At 71.6% G+C, this 17021-nt stretch carries 20 protein-coding genes and 3 tRNA genes; 18 read left to right on the forward strand and 5 right to left on the reverse strand.

Features of this window, described 5'->3' with window-relative positions:
• Positions 1–720: a DUF2652 domain-containing protein gene (locus NYO98_RS01355; RefSeq protein ID WP_268109722.1), complete on the forward strand. Its 720-nt coding sequence runs from the start codon at positions 1–3 to the stop codon at positions 718–720.
• A 49-nt stretch (positions 721–769) separates the two neighbouring features.
• Positions 770–1393, forward strand: a complete 624-nt coding sequence (locus tag NYO98_RS01360; protein ID WP_268109723.1) for a DNA-3-methyladenine glycosylase I — start codon at positions 770–772, stop codon at positions 1391–1393.
• A 10-nt stretch (positions 1394–1403) separates the two neighbouring features.
• Here the strand turns inward: NYO98_RS01360 and NYO98_RS01365 are convergent, their stop codons facing one another.
• On the reverse strand, positions 1404–2135 hold the full coding sequence (locus NYO98_RS01365; protein WP_268109724.1) for a methyltransferase domain-containing protein: 732 nt from the start codon (positions 2133–2135) through the stop codon (positions 1404–1406).
• A gap of 86 nt (positions 2136–2221) precedes the next feature.
• On the opposite strand from NYO98_RS01365, the gene NYO98_RS01370 reads away from it, so the two are divergent.
• From NYO98_RS01370 to NYO98_RS01400, 7 genes are all read left to right on the forward strand, one after another.
• Positions 2222–3628, forward strand: coding sequence for an amidase (locus NYO98_RS01370; RefSeq protein ID WP_268109725.1), 1407 nt, complete (start codon positions 2222–2224; stop codon positions 3626–3628).
• A 70-nt stretch (positions 3629–3698) separates the two neighbouring features.
• Positions 3699–3771: transfer RNA gene (locus tag NYO98_RS01375), tRNA-Thr, on the forward strand.
• Positions 3772–3807: 36 nt separating this feature from the next.
• Positions 3808–3884, forward strand: a tRNA-Met gene (locus NYO98_RS01380).
• Positions 3885–3932: 48 nt separating this feature from the next.
• Positions 3933–4103 carry a 50S ribosomal protein L33 gene (rpmG, locus tag NYO98_RS01385; protein WP_056907127.1) on the forward strand — a complete coding sequence of 57 codons (171 nt, stop codon included), beginning with the start codon at positions 3933–3935 and terminating at the stop codon, positions 4101–4103.
• A 69-nt stretch (positions 4104–4172) separates the two neighbouring features.
• Entirely contained in the window at positions 4173–4580 is a 408-nt protein-coding gene (locus NYO98_RS01390) for an FAS1-like dehydratase domain-containing protein (RefSeq protein ID WP_268109726.1), read from the forward strand.
• The gene (locus NYO98_RS01395; protein ID WP_268109727.1) at positions 4577–4981 is read left to right on the forward strand and encodes a MaoC/PaaZ C-terminal domain-containing protein; all 405 of its coding nucleotides are present in this window, start codon (positions 4577–4579) and stop codon (positions 4979–4981) included. Before NYO98_RS01390 ends, NYO98_RS01395 begins: the two co-directional genes overlap by 4 nt.
• Positions 4974–6032 carry a UDP-N-acetylmuramate dehydrogenase gene (locus tag NYO98_RS01400; RefSeq protein WP_268109728.1) on the forward strand — a complete coding sequence of 353 codons (1059 nt, stop codon included), beginning with the start codon at positions 4974–4976 and terminating at the stop codon, positions 6030–6032. The genes NYO98_RS01395 and NYO98_RS01400 overlap by 8 nt, the downstream gene beginning before the upstream one ends.
• A gap of 12 nt (positions 6033–6044) precedes the next feature.
• Here NYO98_RS01400 and NYO98_RS01405 read toward each other — a convergent pair whose 3' ends face one another.
• The gene (locus tag NYO98_RS01405; protein ID WP_268109729.1) at positions 6045–7088 is read right to left on the reverse strand and encodes an adenosine deaminase; all 1044 of its coding nucleotides are present in this window, start codon (positions 7086–7088) and stop codon (positions 6045–6047) included.
• Positions 7089–7236: 148 nt separating this feature from the next.
• Here NYO98_RS01405 and NYO98_RS01410 point away from each other — a divergent pair.
• The 6 genes from NYO98_RS01410 (at position 7237) to NYO98_RS01435 (ending at position 10915) form a co-directional block, all read left to right on the forward strand.
• Positions 7237–7309: transfer RNA gene (locus NYO98_RS01410), tRNA-Trp, on the forward strand.
• 39 nt (positions 7310–7348) lie between these two features.
• On the forward strand, positions 7349–7606 hold the full coding sequence (secE, locus tag NYO98_RS01415; protein ID WP_268109730.1) for a preprotein translocase subunit SecE: 258 nt from the start codon (positions 7349–7351) through the stop codon (positions 7604–7606).
• 51 nt (positions 7607–7657) lie between these two features.
• Positions 7658–8512, forward strand: coding sequence for a transcription termination/antitermination protein NusG (gene nusG / locus NYO98_RS01420; RefSeq protein WP_268109731.1), 855 nt, complete (start codon positions 7658–7660; stop codon positions 8510–8512).
• A gap of 117 nt (positions 8513–8629) precedes the next feature.
• The gene (gene rplK / locus NYO98_RS01425; RefSeq protein ID WP_268109732.1) at positions 8630–9061 is read left to right on the forward strand and encodes a 50S ribosomal protein L11; all 432 of its coding nucleotides are present in this window, start codon (positions 8630–8632) and stop codon (positions 9059–9061) included.
• Positions 9062–9156: 95 nt separating this feature from the next.
• Complete coding sequence (gene rplA, locus NYO98_RS01430) at positions 9157–9879, forward strand: 50S ribosomal protein L1 (RefSeq protein ID WP_268109733.1); 723 nt, start codon at positions 9157–9159, stop codon at positions 9877–9879.
• A 178-nt stretch (positions 9880–10057) separates the two neighbouring features.
• Complete coding sequence (locus tag NYO98_RS01435) at positions 10058–10915, forward strand: hypothetical protein (RefSeq protein WP_268109734.1); 858 nt, start codon at positions 10058–10060, stop codon at positions 10913–10915.
• Positions 10916–10947: 32 nt separating this feature from the next.
• On the opposite strand, the gene NYO98_RS01440 is transcribed toward NYO98_RS01435, so the two are convergent.
• Positions 10948–11937: a DnaB-like helicase C-terminal domain-containing protein gene (locus NYO98_RS01440; RefSeq protein WP_268109735.1), complete on the reverse strand. Its 990-nt coding sequence runs from the start codon at positions 11935–11937 to the stop codon at positions 10948–10950.
• A 288-nt stretch (positions 11938–12225) separates the two neighbouring features.
• On the opposite strand from NYO98_RS01440, the gene rplJ reads away from it, so the two are divergent.
• The 3 genes from rplJ (at position 12226) to NYO98_RS01455 (ending at position 14380) form a co-directional block, all read left to right on the forward strand.
• On the forward strand, positions 12226–12891 hold the full coding sequence (rplJ, locus tag NYO98_RS01445; RefSeq protein WP_268109736.1) for a 50S ribosomal protein L10: 666 nt from the start codon (positions 12226–12228) through the stop codon (positions 12889–12891).
• A gap of 77 nt (positions 12892–12968) precedes the next feature.
• Positions 12969–13364, forward strand: a complete 396-nt coding sequence (gene rplL / locus NYO98_RS01450) for a 50S ribosomal protein L7/L12 (protein WP_268109737.1) — start codon at positions 12969–12971, stop codon at positions 13362–13364.
• A 167-nt stretch (positions 13365–13531) separates the two neighbouring features.
• Positions 13532–14380 (forward strand): methylenetetrahydrofolate reductase, encoded by an 849-nt coding sequence (locus tag NYO98_RS01455; RefSeq protein WP_268109738.1) that lies wholly within the window; start codon positions 13532–13534, stop codon positions 14378–14380.
• A 46-nt stretch (positions 14381–14426) separates the two neighbouring features.
• Here NYO98_RS01455 and NYO98_RS01460 read toward each other — a convergent pair whose 3' ends face one another.
• Both NYO98_RS01460 and NYO98_RS01465 read right to left on the reverse strand, forming a co-directional pair.
• Entirely contained in the window at positions 14427–15011 is a 585-nt protein-coding gene (locus NYO98_RS01460) for a DUF1638 domain-containing protein (RefSeq protein ID WP_268109740.1), read from the reverse strand.
• Between the two features lie 7 nt (positions 15012–15018).
• Positions 15019–17007 (reverse strand): ASKHA domain-containing protein, encoded by a 1989-nt coding sequence (locus tag NYO98_RS01465; RefSeq protein WP_268109741.1) that lies wholly within the window; start codon positions 17005–17007, stop codon positions 15019–15021.
• Positions 17008–17021 lie beyond the last annotated feature (14 nt).

The raw sequence follows: 17021 nt of genomic DNA on the forward strand, positions 1-17021 counted from the left end.
ATGGCCTCAGCGCAGGGACTCCTGCTGATCGCCGACATAGGTGGCTACACCACCTACATGAGCACCCACCGGATGAGCCTCGCGCACGCCGAGGTCAACACCGGCCGGCTCCTCGGCACCATCGTCGACGCCGTGCCCGGCCTCGAGCTCGTCGAGATCGAGGGCGACGCGGCGTTCCTCTACCGCGAGGTCGGCTCGTCCGACCCGGGCGAGCTGCTCGAGGAGGTCGCGCGCTCCGCGAGCGCCATGCACCGCGCGTTCCACGTCGAGCGCGAGTACGTCGCGCGCAACCTCTGCCCGTGCGCGGGGTGCAAGGAGGCCGCGGCGCTGACCCTGAAGTTCGTGGCCCACGTCGGCGAGGTCGCCACCCAGACCATCCGCGACCGGCTCAAGCTGGTCGGCATCGACGTGATCCTGCTGCACCGGCTGCTCAAGAACGACGTCCCGCTGCGCGAGTACGTCCTGATGACCGAGGACCTCTACGGCACCGGCTCGGCGGCCCTCCCGCCGGCCGTGGGCCGGGTCGACCCGGACATCGACGGCTTCGGTCGCGTCACCGCTTTCTACGTCGACGTGCACGAGCTCGACCCGGCAGCCGACCCGCTGCCGGCGCCCACGTGGCGCGGCCGGCTGTCCCGGACGGTGTACGCCGCCGGGGCCGGGCTGCCCTACATGCTCGGGCGTCGCGGGCGCGGGCGCCCGACGGCCACCACCGGGTGACGCCGGCGACTGAGGGGTGAGTGTCACCGGCGTGGGCGAGGATGCGTCCATGCAGACGCCCACCGAGACCCCTGCGACGCCCGGGCCGGCCGGCGTCGGCCCCGTCGTCGGCGCCGACGGGATCGCCCGCTGCCCCTGGGGCGCGGGCGACGCAGTCAACCTCGCCTACCACGACACCGAGTGGGGGCTGCGCGTCGACGGCGAGTCGGCCCACCTCGAGCGGCTCACCCTCGAGGCCTTCCAGTCGGGGCTGTCGTGGCGCACGATCCTCGACAAGCGGGACAACTTCCGCGCGGCGTTCGCCGGCTTCGACGCCGACGTGGTGGCGGCCTACGACGACCGCGACGTGGAGCGGCTGATGGGCGACGCCGGCATCGTCCGCAACCGCCGCAAGGTCGGCGCGGCGATCACCAACGCCCGTGCGACGGTCGCGCTGCGCGAGCAGGGCGGGCTCGAGGCGTTCGTCTGGTCCTTCCGGCCCGAGCCGGGGCCGGCGCCGCGCACCACCGCCGACGTGCCCACCACCTCGGCGGAGTCGGTCGCGCTGTCCAAGGCGCTCAAGAAGGCGGGCTTCGCCTTCGTGGGGCCGACGACGATGTACGCCCTGATGGAGGCCATCGGCCTGGTCGACGACCACCTCGAGGGCTGCCACCGCCGCGGGTGCGCCGGCTGACGGTCCGGGGTCAGGCGGGCTTGCCCCACACCGAGACGTGGCTCTCGCTGTCGTTCGTGAAGGGCGCGCCGTGCCAGTCCGCGACCCGTCGCTCCAGCTCCATCCCGGCGAGCTGGGCCATCAGGTCGCACTCGGACGGCCAGATGTAGCGGAAGTTGCTCTCGCCGTAGGTGACCGTGCCGTCGTCGTGGCGACGGTAGTGGTGGGACGTGCCCTGCTGCGTGGTCAGGTCGTAGGTGTCGAAGCCGACGTGACGGCGCCCGACGTGGAACGGCACCGCAGCCTGGCCGGGCGGGAGGCGTCGGATGCCGGGCACCCAGAGCTCCACCACGAAGCGACCACCCGGCGCGAGGTGGAGCGCGGCGTTGCGGAAGCAGGCGACCTGCTCGGCCTGCGTCCGCACGTTGCCGATGCTGTTCCAGACCACGTAGACGAGCGCGAACTCGCCGTCGACGCGGGCCGTCGCCATGTCGCCCACCACGACGGGGACGTCGGCCCGCTTGCGGTGGAGCTCGTCCGTCATCGGCTGCGAGAGCTCGATCCCGGAGACCGGGACGCCACGCTCGGCCAGGGGGATCGCGACCCGTCCGGTGCCGATGGCCAGCTCGAGCGCGGCGCCGTCGCCGGCGAGCGCGGCCAGGAAGTCCACCGCCGGATCCAGGACCTCGGGGGCGAACATGAACGCCGAGCTCTCGTCGTACGTCGCCGCGGTGTCGGCGTCCCAGTAGTCGCTGGTCGTCATGCCGACCACGCTGCCCCACGCCGGTGATCGGGGCCAGCGGATTTGCCCCTGCCGCGCCGCGCGGGGGGTCCGTAGGCTCCGCATCCATGACCCGCGTGCACGCCTTCTCAGCCGACGACGCCCTGGCCGAGCTCGACGCGACGGGCCTCGTCGAGGCCCTCCGCTCCGGGCGCGTGTCCGCGCCGGAGGTCGTCGAGGCCGCCATCGCCCGCACCGAGCAGGTCGACGCCACCCTCGGCGCCGTGGCGTACGCCGCCTACGACCGCGCCCGCGCGGAGGCCGAGCACCCGCGCGACGGTTGGTTCTCGGGGGTGCCGACGTTCGTCAAGGACAACGTCGACGTCGCCGGCATGCCGACCCAGCACGGCGCCGACGCGTTCACCGCGGAGCCGCAGGCCGTGGACGGCGACTTCGCCCGGATGTACCTCGCCACCGGGTTGGTCCCGCTCGGCAAGACGCAGCTCTCGGAGTTCGGCTTCTCGGGGGCCGCGGACCACGTGCGCCTCGGGCCGGTCCGCTCGCCGTGGAGCCCCGACCACTACGCCGGCGCCTCGTCGGCCGGCTCCGCCGCGCTCGTCGCGGCCGGGGCGGTGCCGATCGCGCACGCCAACGACGGCGGCGGGTCCATCCGGATCCCCGCCTCGGTCAACGGGCTCGTGGGGCTCAAGCCCACCCGCGGTCGCCTCGCGCAGGACCGGATGATGCGCGAGATGCCGGTGCGGATCGTCTCCGACGGCGTCCTCACCCGCAGCGTGCGCGACACCGCCGCGTTCTACCGCGAGGCCGAGAAGATCTGGCGCAACCCGCTGCTCGCCCCCGTGGGCGACGTCACCCGGCCCAGCCGGGCCCGGCTCCGCGTCGCGGTCATCACCGAGGGGATCGGTCGGTCCTGCAGCCCCGAGGTGCGTGAGCTGACGCTGCGCACCGCCGCGCTCCTCGAGGAGCTCGGCCACCACGTGGAGGAGGTCGACAACCCGGTCCCGGCCAGCTTCCCCGACCACTTCGTGCGGTTCTGGTCGATGCTCGCGCTGGTCATCACCCGCCGGGGCAGGAAGGACTTCGGGTCGACCTGGGACCCCGCCAGGCTCGACAACCTGACCCTCGGCCTGGCCCGGCACGCCGCGCGGAACCTGCACAAGCAGCCGTGGTCGATCGCCGTGCTGCGCCGCTCCCAGCGCCTCGCCGCCCAGCACCGGGCGTCGTACGACGTCACGCTCACGCCGACCCTCGCGACCGAGACGCCGCGCGTGGGCCACCTCCGCCCCGACCAGGACTACGACGAGATCATGAGCAGGCTGATGGACTGGGTGGCGTTCACGCCGCTGCAGAACGCGACCGGCGAGCCGGCCGTCTCGCTGCCGCTCGCCACCACGGCCGCGGGGCTGCCGCAGGGCATGATGCTCGGCGCCGGAGCGGGCCGCGAGGCACGCCTGCTGGGACTGTCCTACGAGCTCGAGGAGGCCGTCGGCTGGCCCCTGATCCAGGCGTCCTGAACGCCCGGACGAGACCGGGACGGAGCCGATTTCTCAACCCGGCGGGGCGTGTGTATCGTTCTCCGTCGTTGCCCCTTTAGCTCAGTCGGCAGAGCGTCTCCATGGTAAGGAGAAGGTCTACGGTTCGATTCCGTAAAGGGGCTCTGGGTCGGACCTCCTCCGGGGAGTCCTTCCTCCGCGGCGGGGTAGCTCAGGTGGTTAGAGCACACGGCTCATAATCGTGGTGTCGCGGGTTCGAGTCCCGCCCCCGCTACCACCAGATCGCAGCAGCCTCCGCACCGCCCGCAACGTAAAGGTTCTCCTCATGGCCAGCAAGTCTTCTGACGTCCGCCCCAAGATCACGCTCGCGTGCACGGAGTGCAAGGAGCGCAACTACATCACCAAGAAGAACCGGCGCAACGACCCCGACCGGATCGAGCTGAAGAAGTTCTGCCCGCGCGACCGCCGGCACACGATCCACCGCGAGACCCGCTGACGCTGTTCGTCGTCGCACCCGACCCGTCCGAGCACTCGGACGGGTTGTCGTGTTTGTAGGCTCGGGTCCATGCCCGTCGACCCCTCGCTGGTGGGGCGCGAGTTCCCCGCGCCGGCACCCCTGTCCGTGACCCCCGAGCGCGTCACCGCCTTCGCCGACGCCGTGGGCCACCCCGGCTCCGGCGCCGAGGCGGTCCCGCCGACCTTCCCGATCGTGCTGGCGTTCGACGCGATGCAGGCCTTCCTCGACGCCGAGGCGATCGACCTGCACCGCATCGTCCACGGCGAGCAGCGCTTCGCCTACGTGCGCCCCCTGGTGGTCGGCGACGAGCTCAGCGCCACCCTGACCGTCACCGGCCTGCGCCAGATCGGCGGCGCCGACATCATCGCCACGACCAGCGAGATCACCGACGCGACCGGCGCGGTCGTCTGCACCGGCAAGGCCACCCTCGTCCACTCCGCCGGAGGTGCGGCATGAACGCCGGCGACGTCCTCGGGACGAGGACCTACACGATCACCCGGGCCGACCTCGTGGCCTACGCCGACGCCAGCGGCGACCACAACCCGATCCACCAGGACGAGGACGTCGCCCGCAGCGTCGGCCTGCCCGGCGTCATCGCCCACGGCATGTACACCCTCGCGCTCGTCGGCCGTGCGGTCGCCGAGTGGACCGGCGGCGCCGAGGTCGTCGACCTGGGGGCGAAGTTCACCAGCCCCGTCGTCGTACCCGCCGAGGGCGGCGCGGAGGTGGTCGTCGGCGGCACCGTGAAGTCGGTCGCCGACGGACTCGTGACCCTCGCGCTCGAGGTGACGTGCGAGGGCCAGAAGGTGCTCGGGATGCCCAGGGCCGTGGTGCGCGAGGCCACCGTCCGTGCCTGACCTGCGCGACCACACCACCCTGCGCCTGGGTGGCCCCGGCCGCGAGTGGGTGCGCGCGACGACCGAGGCCGAGCTCGTCGGCGCGGTCGCGGATGCCGACGCAGCCGGTACGCCGGTTCTGCTCCTCGCGGGCGGCTCCAACCTCGTCGTCGCCGACGCGGGCTTCGACGGGCGGGTCGTGCAGGTCGCGACGACCGGCGTCAACGCCGACACCGACACCTGCGACGTCGACGCCCTCGCCCAGTGCGGGGGCGTGGTGCTCACGGTCGCGGCCGGCGAGGACTGGGACGAGCTGGTCGCCCACGCCGTCGCCCGGGGGTGGGCCGGCATCGAGGCCCTGTCCGGGATCCCCGGTGCCGTCGGGTCGACCCCCATCCAGAACGTCGGCGCCTACGGCCAGGACGTCTCGCAGACGATCGCCCGCGTCCGCACGTGGGACCGGGTCGACCGCACCCAGCGCACTTTCGCGGCCGCCGACTGCGGCTTCGGCTACCGCCACAGCCGCTTCAAGGCCGAGCCCGGCCGCTACGTCGTGCTGGAGGTGACCTTCCAGCTGCGGCAGGGCGACCTGTCCGAGCCCGTGGCCTACGCCGAGCTCGCTCGCGCGCTGGGGGTCCGGTCCGGTGAGCGGGCCCCGCTGGCGGCCGTGCGCGACGCGGTGCTGGCGCTGCGCGCCGGCAAGGGCATGGTGCTCGACGCCGACGACCACGACACGTGGAGCGCCGGGTCGTTCTTCACCAACCCGCTGCTGACGCCCGAGCAGGCCGCGGCGCTGCCCGACGACGCCCCGCGCTGGGAGCAGCCCGACGGCACCGTGAAGTCGAGCGCGGCGTGGCTCATCGAGCGCGCCGGCTTCGGCAAGGGCTACGTCAGCGCGGCCGCGGGGGAGCGGGTACGCCTGTCCACCAAGCACACCCTCGCCCTCACCAACCGGGGCGACGCCACCACCGAGGAGCTGCTCACGCTCGCCCGCGAGGTGCGAGACGGGGTGCGCGAGCGCTTCGGCGTCACGCTCGTCAACGAGCCCGTGACGGTCGGCTGCTCCCTCTGACGGCAGCGCGGCTCAGCCGAGCCAGGCGGCGATGTCCCGCCTCGCCGCCGCGACGACGTCGGACGGCGCCCGGGAGGCCTCGAACGACATCTCCGCCAGCCGGGCGAGCGTGGCGTCGTCGAGGTCGTGCGCGGCCCGCATCGTGGCGTACTGGCCGGCGAGCCGGGAGCCGAAGAGCAGCGGGTCGTCGGCACCGAGGGCGACGGTCGCGCCGGCGGCGAGGAGCTGGGGCAGCGGGACCGACGTGAGGTCGCTGTAGACCCCGAGCGAGACGTTGGAGACCGGGCACACCTCGAGCGCGATGCCGGAGGCCACGAGCCGGTCGAGCAGGGCGGGGTCCTCGGCGCTGCGCACGCCGTGCCCGAGCCGGTGGGCACCGAGGCGGTCGAGGCACTGCCGGACGTGGTCGGGCCCGCGCAGCTCCCCGCCGTGCGGCACGAGCAGCAGGCCGGCGCGCTCCGCGATCCGGAACGCGCCCTCGAAGTCCTCGGTGCGGCCGCGGCGCTCGTCGTTGGACAGCCCGAAGCCGACGACCCCCCGGCCGGCGTACTGGGCGGCCAGGCGGGCCAGCGTGCGCGCGTCGAGCGGGTGGCGGGTGCGGTTGGCCGCGACCACCACGGCGATGCCGAGCCCGGTGCGCTCGGACGCGTCGCGCACGCAGTCGAGGACGAGGTCGGTGAACGCGGTGATGCCGCCGAAGCGGGCGGCGTACCCGCTCGGGTCGACCTGGATCTCCAGCCAGCGCCCGCCGTCGCGCACGTCGTCCTCGGCCGCCTCGAGCACCAGGCGGCGTACGTCGTCGGGCGTGCGCAGCACCGAGCGGGCCACGTCGTAGAGGCGCTGGAAGCGGAACCAGCCCTTCTCGTCGGCCGCACTCAGGCGCGGCGGCCAGTCCTCGACGAGCGAGTCCGGCAGGGCGACTCCGTCGCGCTCGGCCAGCTCGAGGAGCGTGCCGTGGCGCATCGACCCCGTGAAGTGGAGGTGGAGGTGCGCCTTGGGCAGCCGGGACACCTCGCGGCGCGGCTCCGCACCCGCTGCCGCCCCCGCACCTGCCATGCCCGCATCGTAGGGGGACGCCGTGCCCGCCCCCGAGCCCGGTGGGGTGCCTCGGTTCGACGGGGACTGGGGCCGCCCCGTATGCTTCCGGTTTGGTGGTTTCGCCACATGCTTCGGCATGCCCCAGCGATGGGGACGAGACCACCGGAGGGCACTAGCTCAACTGGCAGAGCATCGGTCTCCAAAACCGAAGGTTGGGGGTTCAAGTCCCTCGTGCCCTGCGAGGAACACTGCACAGCAACAACGAGAAGGTGGATGACGTGGCCGACGGCAACGCGGTTCAGGACCGGCGCGACTCGCGCGGCGACGACCGTGGGCGCACCAGCCCCGCCACGTTCCTGCGCCAGGTGGTGGCCGAGCTCCGCAAGGTGGTGTGGCCCACCCAGCAGCAGCTGATCACCTACTTCTTCGTCGTGCTGGTCTTCGTCGTCGTGGTGATGGCGCTCGTGACGGTCCTGGACCTGGCTTTCGGAAAGCTGGTCTTCGAGATCTTCGCCGGCGGCAGCAGCGTCCAGTGACGACGGGGGAGACGGTTCCCCGCCCCCCAGCTACGAACTACGGAGTGAGACGTGTCTGAGAACAATGACGTGGACCAGGTCGACGACCAGGTCGAGTCCGTCGACGAGGCGACCCCGGAGGACGCCGTCGAGGACGTCGTCGAGGACACCCCCGCCGACGAGGCCTCCGACCTGGGTGACGCCGAGGTGACCGACGAGGTCGACGAGGAGTCCGCTGACGAGGTTGGCGGGTCCGAGGACGCCGAGGCCGAGGCCGAGGACGCCGCCGAGGACTCCCCCGAGGAGAGCGACCCGCTCGAGGCGTTCCGTCGCGAGCTGTGGGCCAAGCCCGGCGACTGGTTCGTCGTGCACACCTACTCGGGCATGGAGAAGCGGGTCAAGCACAACCTCGAGAACCGCATCATCTCCCTCAACATGGAGGACTACATCCACGAGATCGTGGTCCCCACCGAGGAGGTCGCGGAGATCAAGAACGGCCAGCGCAAGATGGTCACCCGCACCGTCCTGCCCGGCTACGTCCTGGTCCGGATGGACCTCACCGACGAGTCCTGGTCCGCCGTGCGCCACACGCCGTCGGTCACCGGCTTCGTGGGCCACAGCCACCAGCCCGTGCCGCTGAGCATGAGCGAGGTCGAGGACATGCTCGCCCCGGCCGTCGTGGCCGTCGCCGAGGCCGAGGCCGCCGCGTCGGGCGAGAAGGGTGCCGCGACCACGCCGCGCAAGCCGGTCGAGGTCGCCGACTTCGACGTCTCCGACTCGGTCATGGTCGTCGACGGCCCGTTCGCCACGCTCCACGCGACGATCACCGAGATCAACGCCGAGTCCCAGCGCGTCAAGGCGCTCGTCGAGATCTTCGGTCGCGAGACGCCGGTCGAGCTCAGCTTCAGCCAGATCCAGAAGGTCTGACGCCAGAGTCCGACGATTTGGCGTCCGCCCGTTCTCCGGGCCGACAATGCAGTAGCGACAACCCGTGGCAGGGGGCAGGTGCCCTCGTCATGACCACACGAGAGAAAGAAGAAGGCAATGCCTCCCAAGAAGAAGATCGCCGCACTCGTCAAGGTGCAGCTGCAGGCCGGTTCGGCCACCCCGGCTCCGCCGGTCGGTACGGCGCTCGGCCCGCACGGCGTCAACATCATGGACTTCTGCAAGGCCTACAACGCCCAGACCGAGTCCATGCGCGGCAACGTGATCCCCGTCGAGATCACCATCTACGAGGACCGCTCGTTCGACTTCATCACCAAGACCCCGCCGGCCGCCGAGCTCATCAAGAAGGCTGCCGGCCTGTCCAAGGGCTCCGGCGTCCCGCACAAGGACAAGGTCGGCAAGCTGACCAAGGACCAGGTGCGCGAGATCGCGACCACCAAGCTGCCCGACCTCAACGCCAACGACGTCGAGGCCGCCATGAAGATCGTCGAGGGCACCGCCCGCTCGATGGGCGTCACGACCGACAGCTGAGCGAGCTCGTGAGCTCAGCAACTCAGTTCTGACCGTGGGAGAGCCGCGCTGGCTCGCCTAAACCACATCCTTCGCACCACAGAAACGAGAAGACAATGCAGCGCAGCAAGACCTACCGCGCGGCCGCAGAGACGTTCGACAAGGACGAGCTCTACGCGCCGCTGGCCGCCATCAAGATCGCCAAGGGTGGCTCCAAGAAGAAGTTCGACGAGACCCTCGACGTCGTCATGCGCCTGGGTGTCGACCCGCGCAAGGCCGACCAGATGGTCCGCGGCACCGTCAACCTCCCGCACGGCACCGGCAAGACCGCCCGTGTCCTCGTGTTCGCCAACGCCGACAAGGCCGAGGCCGCCCGCGAGGCCGGCGCCGAGTTCGTCGGTGGCGACGAGCTGATCGAGAAGGTCGCCGGCGGCTGGCTCGACTTCGACGCCGTCGTCGCGACGCCCGACATGATGGGCAAGGTCGGTCGCCTCGGCCGCGTCCTCGGCCCGCGCTCGCTCATGCCCAACCCGAAGACCGGCACGGTGACCCCCGACGTCGCCAAGGCCGTCACGGACATCAAGGGCGGCAAGATCGAGTTCCGCGTGGACCGCCACGCCAATCTGCACTTCATCATCGGCAAGGCCTCCTTCTCCGAGGTGCAGCTCGCGGAGAACTACGCCGCCGCCCTCGAGGAGGTGCTGCGTCTCAAGCCGGCCAGCTCCAAGGGCCGCTACATCAAGAAGGTCACCGTCTCCACGACGATGGGTCCCGGCATCCAGGTCGACCCCAACCGCGTGAAGAACGTCGCGTCGGAGGACGAGGCCGTCCAGGCCTGATCCAGGCCAGATCCACCGCGTGCTGCACGGCCCGGTCGCCCCGCGTGGGCGGCCGGGCCGTCCTGCGTCCCACGCGCCTCGCGCCGTTTGCGTGCGGGGCCATCGGGTAGAACGTCAGTGACAGCCGCCGGCACCGTCCCGGCACCCCATCGCCGTACCACTCGTCCCAGGAGCCACCATGCGCGTCCCGTCCCTCACCCGCCGCCTCGGCTCCGCCGCCCTGGTGCTGACCCTGGGAGTCGGGCTCGCCGCGTGCAGCGACGACTCCGGCTCCACCGACTCCACGAGCTCGGCCACCGACGAGAGCACCGACGAGAGCACGACCACCGACGAGGGTGCCGGCGAGAGCGAGGAGCCCGCCGAGGCGTCGCTCACCGAGCTCTCCGCCGACGAGTTCTACCCGGCGGTCATGGACGCCATGCGCGAGGCGGAGACGTTCTCCTTCGAGACCACCTCCGGCTCCGCGGGCCAGGCGCAGACCATGACGGGCCAGGCCCGGTTCGGCGGCGACGGCGTCGAGATGAAGGCGTCCGGCAGCGGGGCGCAGGCCATGGAGATGATCCTCATCGACAAGGCGATGTACATGAAGTCGCCGGACCTCGGCATGGGCGACAAGTGGTTGAAGATCGACCTGAGTGACCCGAGCTCGCTGTTCGGGATGATCGGCAAGGCCACCGACCCCGAGGTCATGTTCAAGGCCATGGAGGCGCCGAAGGAGCTCGAGCTCGTCGGGGCCGAGGACGTCGACGGGGTCGAGGCCAACCACTACCGGATCACCCTCGACCCGACGCAGTACCTCAAGGCCATGGAGTTCCCGGCCGCGATGGCCGACATGATGCCCGACGAGCTCGTCACCGAGATGTGGGTCGACGCCGACAACCTGCCGCGCAAGTTCACCCAGACCATGGAGATCCCGGCCGCCGGCGGCGGCAAGCCGACCACCACGACGACCGAGGGCACCTACTCCGACTTCGGCACCGACGTGGAGATCGAGGCGCCCCCGAGCAGCGAGGTCACCGAGCAACCCGGGATGTGAGCCGCGGCCGTCTCAGCGCATGCGGCTTCGCCTCACTCCCGGAAGACCCGCTCGTCGATCAGCTGCTCCTTGACCTCGGTGCCCTCGGGCTCGTAGCGGCCCTGGTCGAACCGCGTGCGGAACTGGAGCACCGCGCCGTCGCGGCCGAACCGGTTCTTCTCGATGGTCAGGACGGCGTAGTCGCGGAACCGCTCCGCGTTGCCGAGGTCGTAGGTCAGGTGGTGGCGCGCGACGATGTCGAACTTGTTGTTCAGCACCATCACGACGTCGGCCTCGTAGGCCAGGGCGCTCGAACCGCGCAGGTCGTTCGCGCGCATCCGCCGACCCGACCGGAGCGCCTCCTTCTCGGCCGCGGAGATCGCAAGGACGGGCGCGCTGATGTCGATGGCGAGGTCCTTGAGGCCCTCGACGATCTCGGTGGTGCTTCCCTCCTCGTCGTCCTGGCTCGACTTCACCTTCTGCAGGTAGTCGACGACCACGAGCGGTGTCGACCCGGACAGCTCGCGCACCGCCTCGATGGCGTTCTGGATCGCGGCGAGGTCGGTGCGGGTGCCGGTCGAGCGGTGGACGAAGAGCATCTCGGAGTACTGGGCGACCCGGCCCAGCGCCTCGACGCCGGCCGGGACCGACTCGAGGCGGTGCTCGAGCGAGCTCACCCAGAGGTCGTCGAAGATCGACCTGATGCTGGTCACGCGCACCTGGTCGGAGTCGTCGAGCTCGCCGGCCTCCATCGCGATGAGCTTCTGCGTCAGGTCCTCGGCGTCGTGCTCGTAGGAGAAGTAGAGCACCGGGCGCCCGGTCGCGGCGTTGTTGCGGGCGACCTGCAGCGCGAACGTCGACTTGCCGAGGCCCTGCGGCCCGGCGAGCAGCACCAGCGAGCCGGCCCGCATCCCGCCGCCGATCAGCGGGTCGAGCCCGACGAAGCCGGTCTTCCAGAGGCGCCCGGCGGCGTTGCGTCCGGTGAGCATGCGTTCGTCGCTGCGGGCCAGGGAGGCCCCGACGGTCATGAGCTGGTGATCCACGGGGCCATTGGACCAGTGATGGGCCCCCGGCGTGGGAGGATTGGACGGTTTGCACGTCGGCTCCGCCGATTTGTCTGGTCCGCGGCCCGACGCGTACTGTTCCATCTCGAAACCAGAGACCGCAGGTTGTCACGAGCTCCTCGCCCGTGACCGAAGGTCCGCAGCAGCGGGCGGCCGGCGCAGGATTCAGAGCAAGCGGCCCGCGCCGCAACCCACGCCCTGAGCCTGTGCTCAGGGCGTTCGTCGTCTGTGGGCCCGACGCCGGTGGTCAACCCCGGAAGGAGACCCATGGCGCGGCCAGAAAAGACTGCCGCCGTCGCAGAGATCGTTGAGTCCTTCAACGACTCCGCCGGCGCTGTGCTGACCGAGTACCGCGGGCTCACCGTGAAGCAGCTGCAGGACCTGCGGCGCTCCCTCGGCGAGAACGCCAACTACGCCGTGGTCAAGAACACGCTGGCCAAGATCGCCGCCACCGAGGCTGGCATCGAAGGCTTCGACGACCTGCTGACCGGCCCCACCGCCATCGCCTTCATCAATGGAGACGTGGTCGAGGCCGCCAAGGGTCTGCGTGACTTTGCCAAGGCAAACCCCGCCCTTGTCATCAAGGGTGGAGTTCTGGACGGCAAGCCGCTCGACGCTGCCGAGGTCGCCAAGCTGGCTGACCTCGAGTCGCGCGAGGTGCTGCTGGGCAAGCTGGCGGGCGCGATGCTCGCCTCGCTCTCCCAGGCCGTCTACCTGCTCAACGCGCCGATCGCCCAGGCCGCCCGTCTCGCGGGTGCGCTGCAGGCCAAGGCCGAGCAGGACCCCTCGATCCTCGCAGGTGGTGCCGGTACGCCGGATGCTCCCGCTGCCGAGGACGCCCCGGCGGAGGAGGCCACCTCTTCAGAGGAGGCCGCCGAGCCCGAGGCGACCGACGAGTCGGCCGACACGGCCGCCGAGTCCACCGACGCCTGACAAGGCCGACGTACACCACCTGAAACCCCGGCGCAGCCGCACCAGCGACCGCGCCACACAAGGAAAGGTTTGCCATCATGGCGAAGCTCAGCACCGACGAGCTCCTTGACGCCTTCAAGGAGATGACCCTGATCGAGCTCTCCGAGTTCGTGAAGCAGTTCGAGGACACCTTCGGCGTGACCGCCGCTGCCCCCGTTGCCGTGGCCGCTGCCCCGGCTGCCGGTGGTGCCGCCGGTGGCGACGCCGCCGCCGCCGAGGACAAGGACGACTTCGAGGTCGTCCTCGAGGCCGCCGGCGACAAGAAGATCAACGTCATCAAGGAGGTGCGCGCCCTGACCTCCCTCGGTCTGAAGGAGGCCAAGGACCTCGTCGAGGCCGCCCCCAAGACGATCCTCGAGAACGCCACCAAGGAGGCCGCGGACAAGGCCAAGGAGGCCCTCGAGGCCGCCGGCGCCACCGTCACCGTCAAGTGACGATCCGCTAGCACCTCGCTGCACCGCAGCAACCGTCGAAGGGCGGTCACCCCGGTCGGGGTGGCCGCCCTTCGTCATGCCCGGGTCGTCCTCGAGGTCCCTTCACCTGCGGTGCCCGAGCCACTACAGTGAGCACGTCTGATGCGTATCACGAGATGAGTTGCTCCATGCGCAACAAGAAGTCGGCCGCGACGCTCATCCGGCTACTCGAGCAGGCACGCTACGAGGTGCTCCCGACGGCTGCCACCGAGGACAAGGTGCTCGAGCACCTGCCCCGCGACCGCGTGGTGACGGTGACCGCGTCCCCGAGCAAGGGACTGGCGGCGACCCTCGACCTCGCTGAGCGCCTGACGGGGCACGGCTACGTCACGGTGCCCCACCTCGCGGCCCGGATGGTGACCGGCCGGAGCGAGCTCGAGGAGATCGCGGACCGGCTCGTCGGCAAGGGCATCAGTCGCGTCTTCGTGCCGGGCGGCGACGCCGAGCCGGCCGGCGACTACCCCGACGCCCTCGCACTGCTGCAGGACCTCCGGGACCTCGGGTCGCCCTTCTCGCACGTCGGCATCACCGGCTATCCCGAGTCGCACCCGACGATCCACGACGACCTCACCGTCCAGTCGATGTGGGACAAGCGCCACTACGCCACCCACATCGTCAGCAACCTGACCTTCGACCCCGCCCTGGTCCGCGACTGGATCCGCCGGCTCCGCAACCGCGGGGTGACGATGCCGCTGCTGCTCGGGCTCCCGGGGCCGGTCGAGCGCGCCAAGCTGCTCGGCATGGCCACCCGCATCGGGGTGGGGGAGTCGACGAAGTTCCTCGCCAAGAACAAGGGCCTGTTCGCGCGGCTGGCGGCCCCGGGCGGCTTCACCGGGGAGAGCTTCCTCGAGAAGTGCGCACCGGCGCTGGGCGAGGACGGGGCGCTGGTCGAGGGCCTCCACGTCTTCACGTTCAACCAGATCGGCGAGACCGAGGCCTGGCGCACCGACCTGCTGGCTCGGCTCCGCCGTACTTAGGGACGATCTGGCAGCCGATCCACCCCCGGGACCTACCGGTTCGTCCCTAGACGGCCGGACGGACGAGGTCGGCGAGGGCCTGCTCGAGCCCGTGGTCACCGGTCTCCACGACGGTGAGCGGGAGCCCGAGCCCCTCCGCCGCGTCGGCGGCCAGGGCCCGCAGCTCCTCGTCGGGCTCCTGGGCGAGCCAGACGACGCGCGTGTAGTGGCCGAAGTAGGTGTCACGGAGCTCGGGGTACCGGTCCAGGCCCAGCTCCCGGACCACGGTGCGGTCGAAGGACCGGACGAGGAAGTCGGTCAGCAGGTAGGTGCCCGGCTGCTCGTCGAAGAACCGCTCGAGGCGCGACCGGCCGGCGTAGACGTCGTAGCAGTGCAGCCCCGGGAGCCGCTGGAGCCCGAGGTCGTCGCAGACGCTGTCGAGTGCGCCGTACGTGCCGCAGTCCGCGTAGCCGACGACGACGCGTCCGTAGGACCGGCCCAGCCGCTCCGCGAGCGCGCGCACCTGGTCGGCGATCCGGTCGGGGTGGTTGTGCAGCAGCGGGGGCAGGGGATGCACGTCGACGGGCCAGCCGTTCCGGTCGACGACAGCGGCCGCCGGCTGCGCGATCGCGCCGCACGCGATCAGCGCCACCCGCTCCTCAGGGCGCGAACGAGAGCTGGTCGACGAAGGCGTCGTTGAACCCTGGACGGTCGGAGAGCTCGACATAAGTCACCTCCTCCAGCAGCGCCTGCGCCCCGGCCCGCTCGCGCACCGAGAGCAGGGCCATCTTGGCGCCCTCGCCGGCGACGTTGCCGGCCGCGACGATCCTCAGGACCGGCAGGCGGGGGACCAGGCCGATGCGGACGGCCGACGCGGGGGAGAGGTAGCTGCCGAACGAGCCCGCGAGGAGCACCTGCTGCACGTCGCGTTGCTCGAGGCCGAGCTGCTCGAGGAGCAGCGACCAGCCCGTCGAGATGGCCGCCTTGGCGAACTGCAGCTCTCGCACGTCGCGCTGGGAGAGGTAGACGCACTCGGCAGGCTCGGCGTCGGGCGTGGGCCGGTGCAGGACGAACACCCGCTCCTCGCCGATCCGCGTGAGCCGGTCTGCCAGCGCGGGAGCGATGTCCTTGGCGTCGTCCTCGGGCACGAGGCGGCCCGAGGCGTCGAGGAGTCCGACGCGGACGAGCTCGGCGACCGCGTCGACCAGGCCCGAGCCGCACAGGCCCCGGGGCTCGACGTCGCCGATGACCTGCAGGGTGACGGCGGGGTCCTCGCCCTCGGCGTGGGGGTCGACCTTGATCACCTCGATCGCGCCGTCGGCGGCCCGCATGCCGCAGCGGATGGCTCCTCCCTCGAACGCCGGCCCGGCGGGCGCGGCGGTCGACAGGATGGTCTCCCCGTCGCTGAGCACGATCTCGCAGTTGGTGCCGACGTCGATGAAGAGCCGGGTGCGCTTGTCGCGGTCCATCCCGCTGGCGAGCATGCCCGCCACGATGTCGCCGCCGACGTAGGCGCCGAGCGCGGGGAACAGGAACGCGCGCGCCCGGGGGTGCAGGCTCAGGCCCAGCTCGGAGGCGAGGACCGACGGCGGCTGCGCGGCCGACATCACGAACGGCGCGACGCCGAGCGGCTCGGGGTCGATGCCGAGCGCGAGGGCCGTCATCGTCGCGTTGCCGGCGACGGCCACCTCGTAGACGTGGCCCGGGTCGACCCGGGCCTCGCGGCACACCTCCTTGGCGAGCGAGGAGAGCGTCGCGCCGGCGGCCTGCTGCAGCCGCCCGAGGGCGTCGGGGTCCATCATCGTGGCGCTGATGCGGGTGATGACGTCGCCGCCGAAGGGCTGCTGGGCGTTGAGCGTCGAGGCGACGGCCAGCGGGGTGCCGGTGCCGACGTCGAGCAGCGTGCCGACGACCGTGGTGGTGCCGAGGTCGAACGCGATGGCGTAGCGGGCGCCCGTGGTGTCGCCGGGCTCGATGTCGACGAGCGCCTCGTCGATGATGACCGCGGTGACCTTGAAGTCGGCCGCGCGCAGCACCGTCGACAGCCGTCGCAGCACGTGGAGGTCGGCGGTGAGCTCGAGGTCGTCGATCGCGTCGGTGAGACGCACGAGGTCGGTGCGCTGGTCGGCGAGCGTGGCCTCGTCGAGCTCGACGTACCTCTTCTGCAGGGCCGGACGCAGGATCACCTGACGCCCGATCCCGACGGTGGCGGCCTTGGGCCGGGTGGTGAGCGGGGGGACCTCGACGGCCAGGTCGCGGGTCGCGTGGAGCAGGCAGCCGAGCCGCCACCCCTCGGCGAGCTGGGCGGGGGTGAAGGTGCGCACGTCGTGGCGGGTCACCGGCGTCGGGCCGTCGGTGGTGATGCGGATGCGGCACTTGTGGCAGGTGCCGTGGCCCCCGCAGGTGGAGTCGATCGCGATGCCGTTCCACGACGCGGCGTCGAAGACCGTGACGCCGGGAGGCACGCGCACGTCGCGGACCGCCGGCGGGGCCTCCGCCCCGTCCTCGGCGGCGGTCCGGACCGTGAAGGCGAGCCCGACGCGACCCGTCCCGTCGTGGGTGGCGGGCTCGGCGCCCGGCCGCTCGAGCAGGCCCTCGCGGGCGACGTCGGCGAGCGAGAAGTCCGGGCCCTCGGGAGGTCCGCTCACGACGCGGCCCCGGG

The organism is Nocardioides pini, from assembly GCF_026712185.1.
GTDB lineage: Bacteria > Actinomycetota > Actinomycetes > Propionibacteriales > Nocardioidaceae > Nocardioides > Nocardioides pini.